A 20,347-nucleotide genomic window follows, 5' to 3' on the forward strand; every position below is an offset into this window, starting at 1 on the left:
CGATGAAGACTCTCCTGGTTCGCCTGTTGCTTCTGGGCGGTTCGCTGCTGCTGTCCGCGTGCGCGGCCAACAGCCTGCCGGGCTTCCAGAACGCCTATAAGGCCTACAACGTCCCGCAACCGCTCGTCGAACGTATCAAGGCCAAGTTCCACGAGCACGGCCTCGCGGGCGCTACCGTTGTGCGTGACAGCACCGGCCGGATTCAGCTCGCTGGCGAATATCGCAACGAGGATGAGGTCGATACGGCCTTCCTCATCGCGCAGTCGGTCGTGGGGCTGAAATCGACGTCGCCGATCTATCCGGAGCGGATCGACCACAAGCGCTGGGAAGCTGCCGCCGGACAGGCGCTGGCGAACTACACGCGGGCGCAGCAGCATGCTTCGGCGGCGCCCGCGCGGCGCGCGCTCGTTGTCGGCATCAATCACTTCGCCGATCCTTACCACCTGCGCGACATCCTGGGCGCCGACGACGCCGTCGTCGTGCAGGGCTACCTGCGCCAGGCTGGCTATCAGGTTACCGCCCTGCTCAACGAGCGAGCGACCCAGGCCAACATCACGAACGCGATCGCGAAGCTCGACCGCGAAATCGGCCCGCGAGACGACGTCTTCATCTACATATCGAGCCATGGCAACGCGCCCATCCCCACGCCGGGTGGCGGCGATCTGCGCAAGATGTCGATCATGGCCTACGACTCCGGCGACCAGAGCACGGTGCGTTCGAACGACCGCACCGAGGTCCTGCTTCATTTCCAGGCGCACGCGGTGCCCGACACGCTCGTGCAGAACCTCGCGCGCAAGCCCAGCCATACCATGCGCGTCGTGATCGACACGTGCTACAGCGGCGACATGCTCGACGACATCGCCGACGACAGCACGGCCTACATCCTGCGCACCAACGGCGGCAAGAGCGAGCGAGAGGGTATCTCGCTCGCCGCGTGGTCGGGCGAGTCGTACGCCGCGAAGGGAATCCACTTCGCGGCGGACCCCGCCGAGTCCGCCAACAGCGGCCCGCAAGGCGCCGCGCCGCGCACCGCGATCGATCGGAGCCGCAGCGGCTACAACATCATCACGGCGACGAGCCCGAACGAGGAGTCGCTCGGGCCGACGACGGGTCGCTTCGCGAGTCCGCTCGCGCCGGACCAGACACTCAAGGGTTCCTACTTCACGCAATCGCTGTTCGCCTACCTCGATCACTATCGGGGACAACTCGGCCCGGCATTCCGCGACGCGCAGGACTTCACGTCGCGCACGGCGCTTGATGTTTCGCACGGCAAAGCGCATCAGACGCCGCGTGAGTATTCGACCATTCCCGATCAGCAAAACGATCTTTACCAGTAAGCAGCCAGTTCCGGCTAACAGACGTCTGTACGTGAGTACAGCAGGAGAATCGACATGCGGTATCCCCTCGTCGCGCTTTCGCTGGCCGTGTTCGCCACCCATGCCGTCGCGGAAGACGGATATACGGCGAAGTCGCTGTTCTTCGCCCAGGACAACGCGGTTGTCGCTGTGGGCACCGGCGCGCAGCCCACGGCAGTCGCCGCGGCATCGGCGCCCGCGCCCGTCCGGGAGAGCGCGAACGCCGGCAAGATCGTGAAGGTCGCGCAACGGCACAAAGTCGCGCAGATCGGTGCGAGCTACTTCATCCGGCTCAAGGATAACGACGGCGCCACGCACGATGTGCTTGCGCGCCGCGTCTTCAAAAGCGGCGAGCACTTCCAGCTCGGCGTGAAGGTGAACCGGCCGTCGTATGTCTATATCCTCAACGAGGCACCGGACGGCACCGTCACGCAGATCTATCCGCAGCCGAAGCAGGACAATTTCGTCGACGCGATGGGCGTCGTGTTCTTCCCCGCCAAGGGCGCGTTCGTGTTCGACAGCAATCCGGGCATGGAAAAGCTGATGGTGTATCTCACGCCGGAGCGCGAGCACGGCGACGTCACGCGCCGGCTGCGCCACGTCGCCCCCGATCTCGTCTCCACGCCTGCGGCGCAGACGACGGCGGACGCAGGCTCGTGCGCGACCGCAACCGCGACCGCGACCGCAACCGCAACCGCTCCCGAGACGGCCGCGGCCGACGCGGGAGCGAGCGCCCCCGCGCTGACTGTCGCCGACGCCGGTACCGGCTATGCCGCGAAGGGCATCGCTTTTGCCCCCGACGCGAAAGCGGGTTGTGCCGCGACGGTGGCTGCAAACGACACGCCGGGCTACGCAGCCAAGGGCATCGTCTTCAGCGACGACGCCACGCCCGCCGCGGGCGGCCAGGTTGCGTCCTACGTCGTCAAGCAGGCCGCGAAGCCCGGCGCCGCAAACCTCTATCTGAAGATCAACCTCGCCCACGAGTGACGCCCGCCGTCATGCCAATCTAAACGGACACGCTTTGACCATGGAACACAATCATTTGATCATCGGCCTCGGCGGCTCGGGCGGAAAGATCATCCGAAATCTGCGCAAGACCATCGAACGAAACCGCGACGCGCAAGGCAATAGCCCGTCGGATGCCCGTTTCGAATACCTGTACGTCGACACGTCCACCGACGAACTCGACAAGCACGACGAATGGAAAGTGCTGGGCAAGGATATCGATCTTGCGCGCAGCCAGTTCATGGTCAACACCGCTGGCAACGTGCGTCCCGTACTCGACGATCCCGATTCGTTTCCGGGGCTGCGCGACTGGATCGAGCCGCGCAGCATCTTCGGCTTCGTGAAGCCCGGTATCGCGGGCGCCGCGCAGCGCCGCAAGCTCGGCCGGCTCGTGTTCGCGCAGAACGCGCCGCAATTCGTGAAGGCCGTCGAGGACCGCATGCGCGTGCTCGAAAGCGGCCCCGGCCGCACGGGCACGACGATCCACGTCGTCTGCGGTCTCGCGGGCGGCACCGGAAGCGGCTCGGTCGTCGACGCGGTCGCGCTGATCCGCAACAAGTATCCGAATCCGGACCTGCATCGAATCCTCATCTACGCGCTGCTGCCGGAAAAGGACTCGAAGCGCGTGCGCGACGTCGCGGGCTTCTCGAACTATTACGCGAACGGCTATGCGGCGCTCGCCGAGCTCAATGCGATGGCGGTCGGCCAGTATCATCCGGCGAACGTCCTCGACGGGTCGCCGATGGAGCACGACGTCTACTTCAACGGCTGTTATCTCGTGAGCAATCTCAACGAGCACAACATGCAGTTCGATGTCGATACGGAAATTCCGCGTATCGTCGCCGAGTTCCTGTACCAGAAGACGCTCAACAAGCAGTGGGAAGGGCTCGGACGCGCCGAGAAGGGCGAGAACGACATCAAGAACTTCGAGAGCGAAACCGACATCGGCAAGGCACGCGCGAAGCTGTTCCTGTCGTTCGGCGTCGAGCGCATCGTCGTGCCCGAGGAGGAAATCAAGGAGTATCTCGCCTACGGTTTCGCCGAGCAGGCCACGCGCCAGCTCATGTTCAACAACTTCCGCCAAGGCGAAGGTTACGCCGACGAGCCCGTGCAGAAGGACTGGGGCTCCGAGGTGCGCAAGCCCGACGTCGCGCGCCAGCTGCTGCTGAGCGACGCGCATCTGATGCTCGAGACCGGCATTCTCGAGGACGACGCGAAGAACGCGTTGTGGAAGCCCGCGCGCGAGTACTGGAAGCAGATCGTGAGCCGCCTCGCACCCGAGATCCAGGCCGACCAGACGGTCGACCAGACCAATTGGGTGCATGCGCTCAACACGCGTCTTGCGAAGGTGTTCGACGAGACGTATCGCACCATGGGCGGCGTGCGCAAGTTCTATGAGATCAAAGGCAACGCGCGCCCCGAGATGGCGCGGCACGTCTGCTCGGTGATCGAGAAGGAACTGTTCAGCCAGTGGAAGGTGGGCACCCATTCGCTGATGCAGCTGCGCCAGTTTGTGGACGCGCAGCTCGCCGTGCTCGACGAGCGTCTTGCCGTGTTCAACGAGGAGATTGCCAAAGGGCCGGCCGCCGAGCAGGCGATCCTGCAGCGCATCGCCGAACTCACGACACAGTTCAATAAGGTCGGTTTCTTCGGCCAGCACCTCACCGACAAGCGCAGCTCACTGTTCGCGGACATCGCGAACCAGCATCAGGATCTTTTCGTCCTTCGCACGCTGCACGAGGGACGGCGCTTCGCGAGCAGCCTGCTGCCGTTCATCAAGGATGGCCTGGCGACGCTGCGCGGCCTGATCGACGCGCTGCATCAGAACCTGGCTGTGGCAACCGAGCGTGTCCATCAGGAGCAGTCCGCTCGCCTCGCGGGCGCGGACGCGGTCTACCAGCAGCGCATCTTCGATCGCAACGCGATCGCGAATGTGATGAAGGCGCTCGTGGTCGACGAGCAGGCACAGGTTGCGCGTACCCAGCGCGTGCGCCAGTCGATCATCGATCTCGCGGGCACCGAGGCGGACACGTTCGACAAGCTCTCGCGCAGCCTTTCGCTCGGCGGGATCATCGCTACGATCTCGCAGGCATCGGCGAGCATCGTCGAGTCGGCACATGCGGAGATCTCGAAGAATCTGCCGCCGGTGCTGCACGTGAATATCGTCGAGCGCCTGCAAAAGCAGTACGACGCAAATCCGGGCGGACTGAAGAAATTCGTCTCCGACCTCTACGAGAGCTCGGGCACCATGCTTCAGTACAACAAGACCGAAGTCGATCGCATGGTCGCGGGCAACGACGGCGGTTCGCGCGGCACGATGCGCACGGTCGGCGTGTTCTTGCCCGAATGCGAGAGCCAGAAGGATTTTCACGCCTCGCTCGCTGCATTGTTCGAAGCGCAGAAGGACCCGGCTTCCGATACGGTCGTCGCGGCCGGCAAGCTCTCGAACGAGATCGTCATCATGAAGATTGCGTCGCTGATGCCGGTGCGTTTCATCGAGCCGCTCGCGCTGCTCAAGCGCCATTACGACGGCCTGCTTGCCGACTTCAACGAATCGTGGCTGCTGCATGGCGCGGGCAACGGCAAGAACCTGCCGGCGCTCTATGCGCGCACGGCCGCGGAGATCGCAACGCAGGCGAAGCGCAAGCCGTTCCGTCTGATCGGGCGTTTGCTCGAGATGATCAAGCTGCGTGAAAACCGCACGACGGGCGAGCCGGAATGGGTTTTTGTCTACACGAGCGACGGGCTGCCGACTTCGAAGGTGCTCGCGGGCCGTGCCTGGCAGGATGTCCTCGAAGGCGATCAAGTGGCGGGTGTTCAGGAGCTGATCGAGAAAGAGATCGCGCGCAGCCTGGACGCAGGCTACAAGCATCGCGAGCAGAAGGAGGCGTTGCTGGAACGCTTCAACCAACTCGCGCGCGAGCAGTTTGAAAAGAGCGGCGAGGACACCGAGGATCCCGCATATCAGGCGCTGGTGCGAATGAAGCCGCAAGTGCGCGAGATTATCGGTCTTGCGAACGCGACGGCCGAATACGCCTGAATCTGGCGAACCCGACAATAAACGGAATACAAGGACCAACATGGCGAATTACAAGTGCCCCACGCTTGGCGATTGCGAGCGGGCCAACACCGGGGAAATTTTCGAGCGTTCGCCGGGCGAGGATTTGCACTGCCCGGATTGCGGCACGTTGCTGGAGCCGCAGATCGTGCGCGCGCCGACCGGCGGAGCGCGCAAGCCCGTCGTGATCGCGGCGGTGGCGGGCATCGTGGCGCTCGCGATCGTGGGCGGCGGCGCCGGGATCTACTACAAGAAGACGCATGCCGCGCCTGCTGCAGTCGCGGATAGTGCCGCGCAGGCGCAAGCATCGTCGGACAAAGCACCGGCTGCCACCGATACCGCCGCTACGTCGGCCAGCGATGTGCAGCCGACGGCTGACAACCGGGAAGGCGGCATCGCGCCGAGCGCCGGCGAGATCGACGCCCAGCGCAAGGCGGGTGACGCGAAGCTCGCGCACGGCGATGCGGTGGGCGCGGAAGCCGCGAGCAACGATGCGGCGACCAAGGAAATGATCAAGGTTGCGATCGCGGACATGGCGCAAGGCAAGCTCGATCACGCCGACAAGGAACTCGACGACGCGGCGGCGCGCGATCCGAAGCAGCCGCTCGTCTACTACAACCGCGCGGTGCTGCGCCTGAAGCAGGGCCGTACCGACGATGCGCTCAAACAGTTCGAGGCGAGCTTCCTCAACGGTTTTTCGTACTTCGACGCGATGGCGAAGGATCCGGATCTGGCCGGCATCCGCAGTGATCCGCGCTTCGCCGCGCTCGTGCAGAAGTACCGTCCGGCGACCATGTGATGCGCGCGGCCCGGGGTGCTGCGCCGATTGCGCTGGCGGTGCTCGCGCTCGTTGCAGGGTGCTCGAAGAACGACGACGCGTCGGTCATCGGGCACTGGCGCGCGGAACGCACGCAGGTGTATAGCCTGCATTTGCCGATCGGCCCGGATATCGTGATCAGCAAGGATGCGATCAAGAGCCCCGATGCACAGGCGAGCATTCCGTTGAAGCGCATCGAGCGCAAGGGCAACGAAGCCGTGCTCGATACGGCATACGGGCTCGGCATTTCGCTTTATTTCGACGGCCCCGATCGCGTCTACGTGAAGGTGCCCTTCATGGGCAAGGTGTATTACCGGCGTGTGCCTGATGGGGCAATGCAGGCTGGCGGTGCCGCGGACAGGTTGCAGGACGCGGCGGCACGGCCGCCTGGCGCCGCGCCGATTTCCGTTCCAGTCGTCGCTGCGGCAGCGCACCCCTCGCAAGGCACGCCGCAATCCCGGCCACGCGAGGTTGCGCCAGCCAGCGCGCCAGCCAGCACCGCCGCCGAGCTCATGAAGAAGGGCGAGGCGGCATTGCACGCCGGTGCGCAGACGCAGGCCGAAAGCCTTCTGACGCGGGCGCAGGCATGGCCGGCGGCACATCCGGCAGTGGACTACGACCTCGCGGTACTCGCGGCGCGGCGCTCGGATGCCGACCGCGCGATTGAGTATCTCAATCAGGCGTTCAAACTCGGCTACCGGCAATTCGGTGCGCTCGACGCGACGCCCGAATTCAGCGCCTTACGGCAGGACGTGCGCTACCAGGCGCTCGTCGCTCGTTACCGTTGAGCAAGACGGGCCGACGCCACCTTCACCGATCCACTTCATCTACGGAGAATGCATGAACGACACTTCGCGCAACATGATGATGTACGACGCACAAAAGAAGAGTGTGGGCGTCGCATTCGCGCTCTGGTTTTTTCTTGGCACCCTGGGAGCGCACCGGTTTTATACGGGCAGAACCGTTACGGCCATCGCCCAGATCGTTTTGATGCTGATGGGCGCGGCGACGCTGTGGCTGGGCGTCGGTGCTTTCATACTTATCGGCGTGGGTATCTGGGTGCTCGTCGATGCGTTCATGCTGCCCGGTGTCATCCGGCGCTACAACGTGGCACTGGCGAGCCGGTTCGGCTGATGCCGCGGCACGGTTCTGGATCACCGCGATGAAACAATGCGCCCCTTTGGGGCGCATTCAGACTGCTGACAAAGCCCTGGCTTGGCCCAGGGCTTTGTTGTTTAGTCGGGGTCATGCTCAAGAAGCCGACACCCGCCCAGCAAGAACTCGAGATGGTCACGCTCGAGATGCTTGTGCCGAAGGAGCATCTGCTGCGCAAGATCGATGCGGTGGTGGATTTCGAGTTCATCCGCGAGAAGGTTGCGCATCTGTATGCCCCATATCTTGACGTCTCGGAGCGCGAGCAGCGTGAGGCCGTGGCCGACATTGATCCTGGTGAGTGATTTGCAATGCGTCGCGCCAGTGACCTGTCCTTGCTTTTTCATATTCCTTACCATAAGGTAAGGAATATTGGAGGTGTCGTTATGACGGCAGCAACTATCACTTCGAAGGGCCAGGTCACAATCCCCGTGGATGTGCGAAACCACCTTGGCCTGGAGTCCGGCGACCGGATCGAATTCAGCTTCAGCGAGGCGACGGGACGGTATGAGATTTATCCCGTCACGCGCTCGCTCGCATCGCTCAAGGGCATCGTGAAGAAGCCTGCGAAACCGGTGTCGATCGAGGACATGAACCAGGCTATCGCCGAGCAAGGGGCGTCCGCGCGATGATCGGACTGGATACGAACGTTTTGGTCCGCTTCTTCGCCCAGGACGATGCTGTGCAATCGAAGAAGGCGACCGCGCTTATGGAGTCCCTTTCGGCGGAGCGTCCGGGGTACGTTTCGCAGATCGCACTGGTTGAGACCATATGGGTGCTGGGGCGTTGCTACGACGTCGGGCGCGAACAGATGAAAGACATTATCGACTCGATGATCGGCACGAAGGAACTGGTCGTTGAAGGTGCTGACACGGTGAGAAAGGCACTTCGTGTTTTCACGGCATCAACGAAGGCGGATTTCGCGGACTGCCTGATAGAGCGTTCGGGGTATGCAGCCGAGTGCGAGTACACGGTGACTTTCGACGTGAATGCGTCGAAGGCCGCAGGAATGCAGTTGATTAAATAAGCGGGAAAATTGCAGAGGCTTCTGTGGCCACAGGCGGCGGTCCAGGAGCAATGGAAGAAAATAAAACGGAAAGCGGGAGGCAGGAAGGGTATTTGCGAAGCAAGTGTGCTTTTGCGGAGCAAATGAAAAGGGCTCAGCTTGCGCTGAGCCCTCGAATCTTTTGGTAGGCCGTACGGGATTCGAACCTGTGACCAACGGATTAAAAGTCCGCTGCTCTACCAGCTGAGCTAACGACCCAAAAGAGGCGTAATTATAGCGGCGGCAGACGACGGATGTCAACGGTCGCGCGCGACGTGCAGTAGAACGACAAAGGCCCGGGACACATCGTGTCCCGGGCCCTTCCTATAGCGAGAGGCGTGTTGTGCGGCGGCGAGCGCCGCGCAACCTGCATCCAGCAGCGCTTATTTGAGCTGTGACAGCCTGCTCTGCGCCGTCTGGGCCACATCCGAGCCGCTGTATTGCGACACGATCTGCTCGAGCGTACGCCGGGCGGCAGCCTTTTGCCCCTGCTCGATCTGATTGTTCGCAATCGCAAGCAGGGCCTCGGGTGCGCGCGGGTGCTGCGGGTAGTTCTTGACCACGTTCTGCCACGTCGTCGTCGAACCCTTGTAGTCCTTCAGCGCGTAGAGCGCATTGCCGAGCCAGTATTGCGCGGTCGGCTGATAAGGACTCTGCGGGTACTTCGCGATAAAGCTGCGGAACGACGCAGCCGCGGTCTTGAAGTCGCCACTGCGGAACTGCTGCGAAGCGGCGTTGAACGCGTCCGTCTCTCCCGGCTGGACCGTGCCCTGCACGCCATCCACGGTCTGCTGCTGCGGCTCGAACTTCTTGAGACGCGCATCCAGATCCGTGTAGTAGTCCTTCTGTTGCTTCTGCACAGTGGACAGCTGATTCGCCAGGTCCTCGTTCTGTCCGCGCAGCGTCGCGACCTGCTGGGTCAGCTGGTCGAGGCGGTTGGACTGATCGAGAATCGTGCGTTGCGCGGCGGACAGCTGGCTTCCCAGGTTGTCCGTCTTCGCCCGCAGGTCGAGAATCGCCTGGCGCGCCTGATCGTCATCGAACAGGCCCGCGTGGGCCGGCATCGCCATGAAGGCCGAACCGGCTACGCAGGCTGCTGCGGCTACCCGCAGCGGTGAGAAACGGTGCGACATACGCCCCTTCATCCAATACGTCGATTACTGTTGGTACACGAGGTCAGCACGGCGGTTCTGCGCCCACGATGCTTCGTCGTGGCCCAGCGCGACCGGCTTTTCCTTACCGAGGCTGACAGCTTCCATCTGCGAATCCTGCACGCCCATCAGCGACATTGCACGACGCACTGCTTCAGCACGGCGCTGGCCGAGTGCCAGGTTGTACTCGCTCGTGCCGCGCTCGTCGGTGTTGCCCTGGATCAGGACGTGACGTTGCGGATGCGCCTTCAGATACTGGGCGTGGAGTTGCAGCAGCGATTGATACTGATCCTTCACGGCGTAGCTGTCGAAGTCGAAGAACACGCTGCGCTTGGCGAGCGGGCTGTTCGGGTTGTTCAGGTCATCGACATTCACTTGCGCGACGGCGTTCGGGTTCGGTTGCGTGCTGATTGCGCCGCCCGTTTCGCCAGTCTTGACGCCCGACTTACACGCTGCCAGCGCGCCAATCATCAACACGGCCAAGGTCAAGCGGACTTTATTCGACATCATTTTTGCTCTCCAGAAGTGTCATTGCATGAAGGGACCCCAGGACGGCTCGCGTACTATGCCGCCCTGAACGGACAGGATTTGCCGCGTACGACCGTCGGTCGATACAGCAGCCAGCACGCCACGGCCGTTCACCTGTGTGGCGTAAAGAATGTACTGACCGTTCGCCGCGAAGCTGGGCGATTCGTCATGTGTCGTGTCGGTGAGCGCTGTTGCAACGCCAGACTGCAGATCTTGAATGTACAGCTTAAATCCGCCGCCTGTTCGCGAAATGTACGCGAGTTGCTTGCCGTCTTCGCTGATCCGCGGGCTCGTATTGTAGTTACCGGTAAACGTCACGCGCTGCGCGGCGCCGGCGTTTTCGCCCTGGGCCGACATCTTGTAGATCTGCGGTTGGCCGCCGCGATCGCTCGTGAAGTAAATCCAGTGGCCGTCGGGAGAGTAGGTGGGTTCCGTGTCGATCGTCGAGCCTTCCGAGAGGCGGCGCAGGCCGGTGCCGTCAGCGTTGACGGCGAAGATCTGCGTGTTGCCCGTGCGCGACAGCGCGACTGCGAGCGTGCGGCCGTCCGGTGACCAGGCGGGCGCCGAATTGTTGCCCTTCTGGTTGGAGACGATGACGCGGCGCCCGGTCGGCAGATCATGCACGTAGACGATCGGTTTTTTCTTTTCGAAAGAAACGTAGGCAACCTTGGTCCCGTCCGGCGACCACGCCGGCGAGATGATCGGTTCGGGGCTCGACAGCGCGATGTGCGCGTCCTGGCCATCGGAGTCCGAAACCTGCAGTTGATAGCGGTTGCCCGTCTTGATGACGTACGACAGACGCGTGGCGAACACACCCCGGTCGCCAAGCAGCTTCTGATAGATGTAGTCCGCAACCTTATGCGCGCTCATGCGCAAGCCGCTCGGCGGGCTCACGAGCACGAGGCCGCCGAGGCTTGCGCCCTTGACGGTGTCGTAGAGCTTGAAGCGCACTTCGTATTGGCCGTTCGCCAGCCGGTTCACGCTACCCGAGACGAACGCGTTCGCGCCCTTTGCCTTCCAGCTGCCGAGGTCGACCGAATCGGTTTCCGCAACGGGCGTGCCGCCAGCGTCGATATTGGTGAACTTGCCGCTGCGCGCCAGATCCGCACGGACGATCGCGCTGACCTGTTCGGGGGAGTTCGCCTCGTTGGCGAAATTCGCCGTTGCGATCGGAAACTGGGTAGAGCCGATCCCGGTCACGAGGACGTTGAGTTGTGCGTGCGCCGCACTGCCAGCCGCGATCAAACAAGACGCGACGAGGGTTCGCAAGCCAAGCTTCGTCATCAAACTCATGCTGTGATGATTCCTGAAAGAGCCATTTTGTAACATAGTGCAACAGCAAAGAGACCTGAAAACACTTGAATCGTTCCTCTGATCACTGCTGCACGCCTGAGTCCCTCTTCCCCTGAGTCCGCCCTCAACCTGCCGGGCGCAAAGTAATTGTAAATTCCGGCGGTGTCTTGCCGTTCGTGTCGAGCGGCATCGGATCCGACTGCTGGACCGCGCGCAAGGCGGCGGCATCCCACTGCGCATTGCCGCTGCCGCGCGTGATGTGCGCGGAGAGCAGCGTGCCGGTCGGCGCGCAACGCACCGACACGACCGTTTCGAGGCCCTCGGTCGCGCCAGCCCAGATGATCTTCGGCCGCACGAGGCGCGCCACCTTGTCCGCATAGCCTGGCGAAGCCGCCGTGCCGCCCGAGCCGGTGCCGGTGCCGCTCCTGGCGAGGCCGTTGCCGCCGGCGCTCTCGCCGCCGCCCGCGCTGCCCTGCATCTGTGCGATGCGCGCGCGCCGCTCGGCGTCGAGCTTCTTTGCCTGCGCCTCAGCCTGCGCCTTGGCTTTCGCCGCTTTTTCGGCCTCAGCCTTCTTCTGCGCTTCTTTTTGAGCTTCCTGCTGCGCCTGCTTTTGCTCGGCTTCCTGCTGTTGCTGCTTTTCCAGCTGCTGCTTCTTCTGCGCTTCCAGTTGCTGCTGCTTGAGCTTTTCGGCCGCGGCCTGCTGCTGTTCCTTGAGCTTGGCCGCCTTCTGTTGTGCGGCGAGCTGCGCCGCCTGCTGCGCCGCGAGCTGTTGCCGACGCTTTGCATCGGCTTCCTGTTGCTGCTGCAGACGCTGTTGCTCAGCGAGCTGCGCGAGGCGCGCGGCCTCTTGCTGCTTGCGTTTTTGTTGCTGAAGCGCGATGTCGGCTTCTTCTGTCTGCTGCGGCGGAGCAGGCGCGACCGGCGCCGGAGGCGGCAGCGGACGCGGCGCCGGCGTCTCCGGCACCTCGGTCCACAACTCGGCTTCCGCACCCGCTGGCGTGCTGTTCTGCCAGTGGATGCCGTGATACAGGAAGAATCCGAGCAGCACGTGCATCAGCACGGCGAGCAGAAAAGCCCGTCCCGTCCCGCGTTCGTGAGGCGGTCGAAGCGGATGGGTGGAATGCTTGCGGGTCATTGCGATTTGACGAGCAGTCCGACACGTTTGACGCCCTGCGCTTTCAGGGCGGACATCACGTTCATGACGGCCTCGTACTTGACGGCCTTGTCTGCGGCGATCACGACCGGCTGGTCGGGATGGCTTTGCTCACGCTCGGCGACGAACGCGTTGAGGTCGGCTTGCGTCATGCCCTGTTGCTGGGTCGCGCCGGAATCATCCTTATAGCGTACGTCCAGATTGCCGTCGGCGCGAATGTTGACCACGACCGGCGGCGTCTGCTGCTGCTGGGCGGCGCCGCCGACAGTCGGCAGGTTGACGATCGACGGCGCAACGAGCGGCGCCGTGACCATGAAGATCACGAGCAGCACCAGCATGACGTCGATGTACGGCACGACATTGATGTCGGCCATCGCGCGGCGCGAACGGCTGCCGCGCATGCTCGAACGAACTGAGCCTCCCATCTCCGACTCCTTGAGATTAGTGGGCCTGACGCTGCAGGATATTCGAGAACTCTTCGATGAAGGTTTCGAACCGGATCGCGAGGCGGTCGATGTCGTGCGCGTAGCTGTTGTAGGCGACGACGGCCGGAATCGCGGCGAACAGGCCGATTGCGGTGGCCGTGAGCGCTTCGGCGATGCCGGGCGCGACGTTCGCGAGCGTGGCCTGCTGCACGTTCGCGAGACCGCGGAACGCGTTCATGATCCCCCAGACCGTACCGAAAAGACCGATATACGGGCTGACCGAGCCCACCGACGCGAGGAACGACAGGTTCGCTTCGAGTGCGTCCATCTCACGCTGGAAAGCGGCGCGCATCGCGCGGCGCGCGCCGTCGAGCACGGCGCCCGGATCGTTCAGGCGCTTTTCCTTGGCTTTGAGGAATTCGCGCATGCCCGATTCAAAGATACGCTCCAGTGCGCCGATCGTGTGACGGTTGTTCGCGGCGCTCTGATAGAGCGCCTGCAGGTCGCCGCCGGACCAGAAATCGCGTTCGAAGCGTTCGGTTTGCGCGCGGGCGCGGCGAATGGCAAACCACTTGCGGAAGATGAAGGTCCAGGAAATCAGGGAGAGCAGCAGGAGCAATCCCATCACCGCTTGCGCCAGCAAGCTCGCATTTAGAACGAGAGAAATGATCGAAAGATCTTGTGTCGGGTTCATAGAAGTTCGTTGTAGCGTCCCCGAAGGGGCGAGCGGCTGCAAGCCGTGACGAGGCTTCCTTGAGTCAGGCGGAATTCCCCGGCGCCGGCGCGGCTGAACACTGCAGGGTTCTGAATTGAACGGCGAGAGTTCACTGGCGTTGTATCAACGGAAATTACTGTGCGGCCGTTGACACGGCCGGTGCGTCTTTGTCGGATCCGCGGCGCAAGGCGTCGTGCACATGGTCCGGCATGGCGGCGGGGCGCAGGGTGGCGCCATCGACGCAGGCGACGCGAATGCTGCCGGTTACGAGCAGCGTGTCGCCCCGCCACGCTTCCTGCATGAAGTCGACCGACGCGCGGCCGAGCTTTTCGATCCTGCTCACGATTGTCACGATGTCGTCGAGGCGGGCGGGCGCGCGATAGTCGAGCGCCGTGCGCCGCACGACAAAGAGCGCGCCGGTTTCATCGGCCAGGCGGCACTGATCGACGCCGCATGCGCGTAGCCATTCCGTCCGCGCGCGTTCGAAGAACTTCAGATAGTTCGCGTAGAAGACGATGCCGCCGGCATCGGTATCTTCGTAATACACGCGGACAGGCCACGTAAAACCTTGCCTTGACCCGGGCGGGACCGCGTCCGCCTGGCTGGTAGATCTTTCCATGCCGCGCATTCTACCGGAATGCGCTGTCATACTGACTTTCGTTCACCTGACGCGTTCGGCTAAATCTGTAAGCTCCGGTTACACACCGGTTACAGACCATTACCCGCGATGGATGTTCAGGCCCGCGAAAGACTGCGCGACTGGCATCAGCTCGATCGTGTTGATGTTCACGTGAGCGGGGCGCGTGGCGATCCAGTAGATCGAGTCGGCGATGTCTTCGGCCGTGAGCGGCTGGACGTCCTTGTAGACATTGGCCGCTTTGGCGTCGTCGCCGCGAAAGCGCACGTTCGAGAACTCGGTGCCGCCGCACAGGCCCGGCTCGATGTCGGTCACGCGCAGCGCCGTGCCGGCGAGATCGGCGCGCAGGTTCAGGCTGAACTGGCGTACGAAGGCCTTGGTCGCGCCATAGACGTTGCCGCCCGGATACGGCCAGCGCCCGGCCACCGAGCCGAGATTGAAGATGTGACCCCGGTTGCGGGCGACCATGCCGGGCAGGAATGCGTGGGTGACCTGCACCAGTCCGGTGCAATTGGTCTCGATCATGGTTTCCCATTCGTCGAGATCGGCCTTGTGCGCCGGCTCGACGCCGAGCGCGAGGCCAGCGTTGTTGACGAGCACGTCCACCGCGGCGAATTCGGGCGGCAGGGCGGCGGGGGCCGCCTCGACAGCGGCGCGGTCGCGCACGTCGAGTTCGATGGGCAGCAGGTTGTCGCCGAGTTCGCCGGCGAGGGCGTCGAGGCGGTCCTTGCGCCGGGCGGTTGCGACGACGCGGTGTCCGCCCTTGACGAAGGCCCGGGCGATGGCGGCGCCGAAGCCTGCGGAGGCGCCGGTGACGAAGACAATCATGGTTGCTCCCTGATTGGTAGAAGTCAAAGAAAGGGTCAAGCCTACTTCCATTGCCGCGCAGCGGCAAGGAAGGCGCCGAGGACAGAGCCACAGGCCCGTCCAGCCGCGTCTGCACGGCTGGATGGGCCTGCGCGCGGGCGGTTGCCTATTTCAGGTCGTTCCAATAAACTAACGCGCTTAATCCCTGCGTGACTGGCGATAGGGTTCCTGAATGGCGGAGCGGGCGGCGTAAGCCTTAATGGCCTCTTTTGCGGCAATTCTGGCAAGCGCGGCGCGGGCAGCAACGGGAACTCAAGGTGGAACGACCCACCGTGAAGCGCAGGGTGCCGTTTTGCCGTTCGCCTGGGCAGCCGAGTTCCGCGCGCATGCATTAGCGCCGGAGGGGCTGTCCTGCCACGCGTGTGCGGTGTTCCCCGCCACGTCAAGGCTGGCATCCCTGCCAGCGCCGCTGCCAGCAGCGCCGCGTGCCCGCTACGCGTTTCGCGCGAGACCCGGTCAACCTGAACACACTTAACGGAATCCGTATGTTTGACAGAGCCGAAAGCACCATCGCGAAAGTCGATCCCGAACTCTGGAAAGCGATCGAACTCGAAAATCGCCGTCAGGAAGAGCACATCGAGCTGATCGCATCGGAAAACTACACGAGCCCGGCCGTGATGGCCGCGCAGGGCTCGCAGCTCACCAACAAGTACGCCGAAGGCTACCCGGGCAAGCGCTACTACGGCGGCTGCGAATACGTCGACATCGTCGAGCAGCTCGCGATCGACCGCGTGAAGGAACTGTTCGGCGCCGAGGCTGCGAACGTCCAGCCGAACTCGGGCTCGCAGGCGAACCAGGGCGTGTTCTTCGCCATGCTCAAGCCGGGCGACACGATCATGGGCATGAGCCTCGCGCACGGCGGCCACCTCACGCACGGTTCGCCGGTCAACATGTCGGGCAAGTGGTTCAACGTCGTGAGCTACGGCCTGAACGAAGCCGAAGACATCGATTACGACGCGGCCGAGAAACTCGCGCAAGAGCACAAGCCGAAGATGATCGTCGCGGGCGCTTCCGCATTCGCACTGCGCATCGACTTCGAACGCTTTGCAAAGATCGCGAAGAGCGTGGGCGCGTACTTCATGGTCGACATGGCGCACTACGCGGGCCTCGTGGCCGCGGGCGTCTACCCGAACCCGGTGCCGCACGCCGACTTCGTCACCACGACCACGCACAAGAGCCTGCGCGGCCCGCGCGGCGGCGTGATCCTGATGAAGGCCGAATTCGAGAAGCAGATCAACTCGGCAATCTTCCCGGGCATCCAGGGCGGTCCGCTCATGCACGTGATCGCCGGTAAGGCGGTCGCATTCAAGGAAGCGCTCTCGCCGGAATTCAAGACCTACCAGCAGCAAGTGGTCGATAACGCGCGCGTGCTGGCTCAAACGCTGGTCAATCGCGGTCTGCGTATCGTCTCGGGCCGCACGGAAAGCCACGTGATGCTGGTCGACCTGCGCGCGAAGAAGATCACCGGCAAGGCGGCGGAAGCCGCGCTGGGCGCCGCGCATATCACGGTCAACAAGAACGCGATTCCGAACGATCCGGAAAAGCCGTTCGTCACGAGCGGCGTCCGTCTCGGTTCGCCCGCCATGACGACGCGCGGCTTCGGCGTGAAGGAAGCCGAGCAGGTGGGCAACCTGATCGCCGACGTACTCGATAATCCGGAAGACGCCGCAACGATCGAGCGCGTGCGCACCCAGGTGGCCGAGCTGACGAAGCGCTTCCCCGTCTATCGCTGATCTGGCGGCTGACCGATTATGCGCTGCCCCTTTTGCCGGCACGAAGACACGCAGGTAGTGGACTCCCGCGTGTCCGAAGACGGCGCCGCGATCCGGCGCCGCCGTCGCTGTCCCGCCTGCGACAAGCGTTTTACGACGTATGAGCGGGTCGAGCTGGCGATGCCGGCCGTCGTAAAGAAGGATGGCAGCCGCACGGAATTCGACCGCCGCAAGATTGCGGCCAGCATGCAACTGGCGCTGCGTAAGCGTCCGGTTGCGGCTGACGCCATTGACGCGGCGGTCGCGCGTATCGAATACCAACTGCTCGGCAGCGGTGAGCGCGAGGTGCGCAGCGAGCGCCTCGGCGAACTCGTGATGACCGAGCTGCGTGAACTCGACAAGGTTGCGTTCGTACGTTTCGCCTCCGTCTACCGGCGTTTCGAGGACGTCTCCGAATTCGAAGACGTAATCGAGGAATTCCGCCGTTCCAGCAGCGCAGGCACGCCGCCGCGCAAACGCTGAGCCAGTCTGCATCTTTCCGTTCCCCCTTCGCTGCCGCTGTCCGTGACGCTTGCATTGTCGCGGGCAGGCGCGCTGCGCACCACCTGGCCGTTCGGCTAATTGTTCCCGCTGTCCGTCGCCGGTAGATTTGCTGCACTCCCTTTACGATAAGGATTGCAGATGAAATGCGAAGGCTTCTCGCTCGTCGAGAGCATGGTCGTCGTGGTCCTGCTGGCCATCTGCGCCACGGCCGCGACGCCGGTGTTCGTCGCGTGGCGCATGCGTGACGAGGTGAACGCACGCGCCGGCGCCCTGCTTGGAACGCTCGCCTATGCGCGTAACGAGGCGATTCGCCGGAAGGGGCGCGTCACCGTTTGCCGCATCGACACGTCCCGCAACTGTCTCGCTCCCGGCAAGACTTGTCCGTCGGGCGCAGTGGACTGGTCGTGCGGGTGGGCCGTCATGGCCGAAGTCTCGGGTGCACCCAAGCTTTTGCGCGTGCAGCCCGCGCTCGACGAGATCGGCGTGGCTTCGCCGTTGACCGCCATCGTTTTTACGCCGCCGGCCGGCCAGGCGATCGGCGTGATGCGCACTTTCGAACTCGCCCCGCGTGCACAGACAGCCGCCACCCGCGGGGCAGCGTGGCGACGCTGTATCCGCATTGCTGCCGGCGGCCGGGCGCGTATCAGTGACGGTGCGTGCGGGGTGGCGTCGTGAGGTCGCCCGGATTCGGCTGTGCTCGGGGCTACGCTCGCGGCACGACACTGCTCGAAGTGGCGCTCGCCATGGGCGTCATGGCAATGTGTGCGCTCGGTCTGATGAGCACGCAGCTTGCGCTCGCTCGCCATGCGCAATCCGCGGCGGTGCGCGAGCGTGCCGCGTTTGCCGCCGATGCGATCGTGGAGTCCTCGACGTTTACGGGTGGTTTAGCTGTCGACGCCTGGAAAGCGCGCGCCCGGACGATCGTGCCGGACGGCCTCGCTGCAATCCCGAACCAGAGCGCCGAGGCGTCGATTGCAGTGGTGACATGGGCATTTACCGGCAACGCATTCGCATCGGGTGCCGTCATGCCGCCATCGAACTGCAGTGGTGCGAGTATCGATTCCGGGCGCGATTGCGTTGCGCTCACATTTGCAAGATGAAGGCCTGGCACATTCGACTGATCGGCAGCACCGGCCACACGCTGCTGGAACTGACCATCGCAGTGGCACTCGGCCTGGTCATCGTGGCGGGCGCGGTGGCCGCGTATCGCGCGCAGCATCAGGCGTTTGTTCTCGCAACCGACACCGCCCGCATTCACGAAGCCGGTATGAATGCGCTGACGCTTGTCGGCGAACAGATCCAGCTCGCTGGATTCGCCTCGGCAGATGCGCCGCGAAGTCTCGCCGGGCCTGCGGTGTTCGGCTGCGCAGCGGGCCGTCCGACTGGTGCGCAAGATGGTCTCACCTGCGCGTCGCTGGCAAATGGATCCGATGGCATCGCCGTACGTTATGCAGGCGACACGGTATCGACCTGGCCGTCGTCGGGCGGTCAGGTAACCGACTGCCTCGGACAGGCGGTCGGCGCGGCGGGCGTCACGGTGGTCAACCGCTATCACGCGAAGGCAAGCAGTTCCACCGGCGAGCCGGAACTGTACTGCGAAGGCTCGGGCAAGGCCGGGGCGGCACAGCCGCTCGTGGAGGGCGTCGAAGCTTTGCACTTGCGTTACTGGCTGCATGACGCCATGCGGCCCGTGAGTGCATCGGCGCTTGCGCGTGAGCAGTGGTCGTCGGTGATCGCCGTGGATCTGTGCGTCCAGGTGCGTGGTGCGCCATTTCCTCGCAAGGCGAGCTATGTCGACTGTGACGGTGCCTCGAAGATCGCAACCGATGGTCGCGCCCGCCAGACTTTCTGGCGGCATATCGCGCTGCGAAACCAGCAAGGCTCTCAGTCATGAGCACAAGCCGTTATCGCGGTTATCGCCATGGCCGATACGCGGCGCCGCGCGGTGTGGCGCTGCCGGTCGTGCTGGTGATCGCGTCGATGATGCTCGTCACATCGGCTGCGTGGTTCGAGGCGTCGCTGCTCGAAGCACGCAACGCGAGTCTCATGGCCGATCACCTTCAGGCCTTCCGTGCCGCAGACGGTGCGCTGTCGCTGTGCACGCGCGTACTCATGAACGGTTCGATGTTCGCGCCGTCGGCGCCGGTGCAGCCTGGCGAGCCGGCCGGCTGGCGGCGGCAAGGCACCTTCGAAGCACAGGCGGTCATGCCAGTTGTCACGTGGCCTGGTTCGGCCCGGCCGCCGCAGTGTCTCGTCGAAGCCTGGCGGATCGACAGTCGTCCGGCGGCGCGCGCGTTCGTCGTCACGGCACGCGGCTTTGGCGCGGGCGACGACACGCAGAGCTGGCTGCAGGCTCAGATCGTATTCGAGGGGACGCGTGTCGAGCGTCACTGGCGGCGCATCGTCGCGCGTCCGTTCTGACAATCACGAGCGCGAAAGGGAAAGCGATGAGGATCAGGCACAAGGCGTTCACGTTACTGGAACTCGCGATGGCGCTCGCTGCGATGGCGATCATCGCGTCGTTTGCCTTGCCGGCCTGGCATAGCCAGATCGCGCGAGCCCACCGCATCGACGCCATGACGGCACTCTATCGAGCGGCGCAGTTCGTGGACCAGCAGACACCCGCGAGAAGCGCACTACCGGCCGGCATGGAGCGAGTGCCGCAGACGGGTGTAGCCGTCTATAAGCTCAAGCTACGGCCTGGCGACGAATCGAATGGCGGGTATGTGATCGCGGCTTCGCCGGTGGAGTCCGGTCCAATGCGCGACGACGCTTGCGGAACCTTCACGCTCGACGCTACGGGCACACGGGGCAATGAGACGATCGGCGCGGCTGCGCCTGGAACCGGGGAATGCTGGCGCGGCCGCTGATTCGCAAGGAGGAGGGCGCTT

At 63.9% G+C, this 20,347-nt stretch carries 23 protein-coding genes, 1 tRNA gene, 1 pseudogene and 1 riboswitch; of the genes and pseudogenes, 16 read left to right on the forward strand and 9 right to left on the reverse strand.

The genetic code is table 11. The annotated features are described in order from the left end of the window. Window positions 1–2 precede the first annotated feature (2 nt). The 9 genes and pseudogenes from Q0L30_RS17125 (at window position 3) to Q0L30_RS17165 (ending at window position 8,414) form a co-directional block, all read left to right on the forward strand. Entirely contained in the window at window positions 3–1,337 is a 1,335-nt protein-coding gene (locus tag Q0L30_RS17125; RefSeq protein ID WP_296658746.1) for a caspase family protein, read from the forward strand. 54 nt (window positions 1,338–1,391) lie between these two features. Then, a complete protein-coding gene (locus tag Q0L30_RS17130; protein WP_296658748.1) occupies window positions 1,392–2,342 on the forward strand; it encodes a DUF4384 domain-containing protein in 951 nt (316 codons plus the stop codon). 40 nt (window positions 2,343–2,382) lie between these two features. Continuing rightward, entirely contained in the window at window positions 2,383–5,400 is a 3,018-nt protein-coding gene (locus Q0L30_RS17135) for a tubulin-like doman-containing protein (protein ID WP_296658750.1), read from the forward strand. Window positions 5,401–5,440: 40 nt separating this feature from the next. Next, complete coding sequence (locus Q0L30_RS17140; RefSeq protein ID WP_296658753.1) at window positions 5,441–6,217, forward strand: tetratricopeptide repeat protein; 777 nt, start codon at window positions 5,441–5,443, stop codon at window positions 6,215–6,217. Continuing rightward, complete coding sequence (locus Q0L30_RS17145; protein ID WP_296658756.1) at window positions 6,217–7,023, forward strand: hypothetical protein; 807 nt, start codon at window positions 6,217–6,219, stop codon at window positions 7,021–7,023. Before Q0L30_RS17140 ends, Q0L30_RS17145 begins: the two co-directional genes overlap by 1 nt. Window positions 7,024–7,075: 52 nt before the next feature. Further along, window positions 7,076–7,369 carry a TM2 domain-containing protein gene (locus Q0L30_RS17150; RefSeq protein ID WP_296658758.1) on the forward strand — a complete coding sequence of 98 codons (294 nt, stop codon included), beginning with the start codon at window positions 7,076–7,078 and terminating at the stop codon, window positions 7,367–7,369. A 113-nt stretch (window positions 7,370–7,482) separates the two neighbouring features. Then, a pseudogene (locus Q0L30_RS17155) lies at window positions 7,483–7,623 on the forward strand (IS5/IS1182 family transposase); the annotation flags it as partial. A gap of 150 nt (window positions 7,624–7,773) precedes the next feature. Beyond that, window positions 7,774–8,019 carry an AbrB/MazE/SpoVT family DNA-binding domain-containing protein gene (locus tag Q0L30_RS17160; RefSeq protein ID WP_296658761.1) on the forward strand — a complete coding sequence of 82 codons (246 nt, stop codon included), beginning with the start codon at window positions 7,774–7,776 and terminating at the stop codon, window positions 8,017–8,019. After that, a complete protein-coding gene (locus Q0L30_RS17165) occupies window positions 8,016–8,414 on the forward strand; it encodes a PIN domain-containing protein (RefSeq protein WP_296658763.1) in 399 nt (132 codons plus the stop codon). Before Q0L30_RS17160 ends, Q0L30_RS17165 begins: the two co-directional genes overlap by 4 nt. A 161-nt stretch (window positions 8,415–8,575) precedes the next feature. On the opposite strand, the gene Q0L30_RS17170 is transcribed toward Q0L30_RS17165, so the two are convergent. From Q0L30_RS17170 to ydfG, 9 genes are all read right to left on the reverse strand, one after another. Beyond that, a tRNA-Lys gene (locus Q0L30_RS17170) sits at window positions 8,576–8,651 on the reverse strand. 164 nt (window positions 8,652–8,815) lie between these two features. Then, a complete protein-coding gene (gene ybgF, locus Q0L30_RS17175) occupies window positions 8,816–9,565 on the reverse strand; it encodes a tol-pal system protein YbgF (RefSeq protein ID WP_296658766.1) in 750 nt (249 codons plus the stop codon). 24 nt (window positions 9,566–9,589) lie between these two features. Further along, on the reverse strand, window positions 9,590–10,093 hold the full coding sequence (pal, locus tag Q0L30_RS17180) for a peptidoglycan-associated lipoprotein Pal (RefSeq protein ID WP_296658769.1): 504 nt from the start codon (window positions 10,091–10,093) through the stop codon (window positions 9,590–9,592). A gap of 18 nt (window positions 10,094–10,111) precedes the next feature. Beyond that, a complete protein-coding gene (gene tolB, locus Q0L30_RS17185; protein WP_296658772.1) occupies window positions 10,112–11,404 on the reverse strand; it encodes a Tol-Pal system beta propeller repeat protein TolB in 1,293 nt (430 codons plus the stop codon). 124 nt (window positions 11,405–11,528) lie between these two features. Further along, a complete protein-coding gene (gene tolA / locus Q0L30_RS17190; protein WP_296658774.1) occupies window positions 11,529–12,539 on the reverse strand; it encodes a cell envelope integrity protein TolA in 1,011 nt (336 codons plus the stop codon). After that, window positions 12,536–12,982 (reverse strand): protein TolR, encoded by a 447-nt coding sequence (tolR, locus tag Q0L30_RS17195; protein WP_296658775.1) that lies wholly within the window; start codon window positions 12,980–12,982, stop codon window positions 12,536–12,538. Before tolR ends, tolA begins: the two co-directional genes overlap by 4 nt. Before the next feature lie 16 nt (window positions 12,983–12,998). Beyond that, window positions 12,999–13,676: a protein TolQ gene (gene tolQ, locus Q0L30_RS17200; RefSeq protein ID WP_293036621.1), complete on the reverse strand. Its 678-nt coding sequence runs from the start codon at window positions 13,674–13,676 to the stop codon at window positions 12,999–13,001. A 154-nt stretch (window positions 13,677–13,830) separates the two neighbouring features. Beyond that, on the reverse strand, window positions 13,831–14,325 hold the full coding sequence (gene ybgC / locus Q0L30_RS17205) for a tol-pal system-associated acyl-CoA thioesterase (protein ID WP_296659010.1): 495 nt from the start codon (window positions 14,323–14,325) through the stop codon (window positions 13,831–13,833). Window positions 14,326–14,415: 90 nt separating this feature from the next. Then, window positions 14,416–15,162, reverse strand: coding sequence for a bifunctional NADP-dependent 3-hydroxy acid dehydrogenase/3-hydroxypropionate dehydrogenase YdfG (gene ydfG / locus Q0L30_RS17210; protein ID WP_296658780.1), 747 nt, complete (start codon window positions 15,160–15,162; stop codon window positions 14,416–14,418). 178 nt (window positions 15,163–15,340) lie between these two features. Further along, window positions 15,341–15,517: riboswitch (ZMP/ZTP riboswitch) on the forward strand. 169 nt (window positions 15,518–15,686) lie between these two features. Here ydfG and glyA point away from each other — a divergent pair. The 7 genes from glyA (at window position 15,687) to Q0L30_RS17245 (ending at window position 20,326) form a co-directional block, all read left to right on the forward strand. After that, a complete protein-coding gene (gene glyA, locus Q0L30_RS17215) occupies window positions 15,687–16,934 on the forward strand; it encodes a serine hydroxymethyltransferase (RefSeq protein WP_296658783.1) in 1,248 nt (415 codons plus the stop codon). Between the two features lie 18 nt (window positions 16,935–16,952). Beyond that, a complete protein-coding gene (gene nrdR, locus Q0L30_RS17220) occupies window positions 16,953–17,435 on the forward strand; it encodes a transcriptional regulator NrdR (RefSeq protein WP_296658784.1) in 483 nt (160 codons plus the stop codon). A 159-nt stretch (window positions 17,436–17,594) separates the two neighbouring features. Then, a complete protein-coding gene (locus Q0L30_RS17225) occupies window positions 17,595–18,131 on the forward strand; it encodes a GspH/FimT family pseudopilin (RefSeq protein ID WP_296658787.1) in 537 nt (178 codons plus the stop codon). After that, window positions 18,128–18,556, forward strand: a complete 429-nt coding sequence (locus tag Q0L30_RS17230; protein WP_296658789.1) for a hypothetical protein — start codon at window positions 18,128–18,130, stop codon at window positions 18,554–18,556. Before Q0L30_RS17225 ends, Q0L30_RS17230 begins: the two co-directional genes overlap by 4 nt. Beyond that, window positions 18,553–19,350 (forward strand): PilW family protein, encoded by a 798-nt coding sequence (locus tag Q0L30_RS17235; RefSeq protein ID WP_296658791.1) that lies wholly within the window; start codon window positions 18,553–18,555, stop codon window positions 19,348–19,350. The genes Q0L30_RS17230 and Q0L30_RS17235 overlap by 4 nt, the downstream gene beginning before the upstream one ends. After that, window positions 19,347–19,877: a hypothetical protein gene (locus tag Q0L30_RS17240; protein WP_296658793.1), complete on the forward strand. Its 531-nt coding sequence runs from the start codon at window positions 19,347–19,349 to the stop codon at window positions 19,875–19,877. The genes Q0L30_RS17235 and Q0L30_RS17240 overlap by 4 nt, the downstream gene beginning before the upstream one ends. 26 nt (window positions 19,878–19,903) lie before the next feature. Beyond that, entirely contained in the window at window positions 19,904–20,326 is a 423-nt protein-coding gene (locus Q0L30_RS17245) for a type IV pilin protein (protein ID WP_296658795.1), read from the forward strand. The last annotated feature ends 21 nt before the right edge of the window (window positions 20,327–20,347 follow it).

It is taken from the genome of Paraburkholderia sp. (assembly GCF_024281035.1).
In the GTDB taxonomy this organism is placed as follows: domain Bacteria; phylum Pseudomonadota; class Gammaproteobacteria; order Burkholderiales; family Burkholderiaceae; genus Paraburkholderia.

Coding starts and splice junctions, on each gene's coding strand:
- Q0L30_RS17245 (WP_296658795.1), top strand. CDS start 19,904: ATGAGGATCAGGCACAAGGCGTTCACGTTACTGGAACTCGCGATGGCG.
- Q0L30_RS17225 (WP_296658787.1), top strand. CDS start 17,595: ATGAAATGCGAAGGCTTCTCGCTCGTCGAGAGCATGGTCGTCGTGGTC.
- ybgC (WP_296659010.1), bottom strand. CDS start 14,325: ATGCGCGGCATGGAAAGATCTACCAGCCAGGCGGACGCGGTCCCGCCC.
- ydfG (WP_296658780.1), bottom strand. CDS start 15,162: ATGATTGTCTTCGTCACCGGCGCCTCCGCAGGCTTCGGCGCCGCCATC.
- Q0L30_RS17125 (WP_296658746.1), top strand. CDS start 3: ATGAAGACTCTCCTGGTTCGCCTGTTGCTTCTGGGCGGTTCGCTGCTG.
- ybgF (WP_296658766.1), bottom strand. CDS start 9,565: ATGTCGCACCGTTTCTCACCGCTGCGGGTAGCCGCAGCAGCCTGCGTA.
- Q0L30_RS17160 (WP_296658761.1), top strand. CDS start 7,774: ATGACGGCAGCAACTATCACTTCGAAGGGCCAGGTCACAATCCCCGTG.
- tolR (WP_296658775.1), bottom strand. CDS start 12,982: ATGGGAGGCTCAGTTCGTTCGAGCATGCGCGGCAGCCGTTCGCGCCGC.
- tolB (WP_296658772.1), bottom strand. CDS start 11,404: ATGAGTTTGATGACGAAGCTTGGCTTGCGAACCCTCGTCGCGTCTTGT.
- Q0L30_RS17240 (WP_296658793.1), top strand. CDS start 19,347: ATGAGCACAAGCCGTTATCGCGGTTATCGCCATGGCCGATACGCGGCG.
- Q0L30_RS17135 (WP_296658750.1), top strand. CDS start 2,383: ATGGAACACAATCATTTGATCATCGGCCTCGGCGGCTCGGGCGGAAAG.
- pal (WP_296658769.1), bottom strand. CDS start 10,093: ATGATGTCGAATAAAGTCCGCTTGACCTTGGCCGTGTTGATGATTGGC.
- Q0L30_RS17235 (WP_296658791.1), top strand. CDS start 18,553: ATGAAGGCCTGGCACATTCGACTGATCGGCAGCACCGGCCACACGCTG.
- tolA (WP_296658774.1), bottom strand. CDS start 12,539: ATGACCCGCAAGCATTCCACCCATCCGCTTCGACCGCCTCACGAACGC.
- tolQ (WP_293036621.1), bottom strand. CDS start 13,676: ATGAACCCGACACAAGATCTTTCGATCATTTCTCTCGTTCTAAATGCG.
- nrdR (WP_296658784.1), top strand. CDS start 16,953: ATGCGCTGCCCCTTTTGCCGGCACGAAGACACGCAGGTAGTGGACTCC.
- Q0L30_RS17145 (WP_296658756.1), top strand. CDS start 6,217: ATGCGCGCGGCCCGGGGTGCTGCGCCGATTGCGCTGGCGGTGCTCGCG.
- Q0L30_RS17140 (WP_296658753.1), top strand. CDS start 5,441: ATGGCGAATTACAAGTGCCCCACGCTTGGCGATTGCGAGCGGGCCAAC.
- Q0L30_RS17130 (WP_296658748.1), top strand. CDS start 1,392: ATGCGGTATCCCCTCGTCGCGCTTTCGCTGGCCGTGTTCGCCACCCAT.
- glyA (WP_296658783.1), top strand. CDS start 15,687: ATGTTTGACAGAGCCGAAAGCACCATCGCGAAAGTCGATCCCGAACTC.
- Q0L30_RS17165 (WP_296658763.1), top strand. CDS start 8,016: ATGATCGGACTGGATACGAACGTTTTGGTCCGCTTCTTCGCCCAGGAC.
- Q0L30_RS17150 (WP_296658758.1), top strand. CDS start 7,076: ATGAACGACACTTCGCGCAACATGATGATGTACGACGCACAAAAGAAG.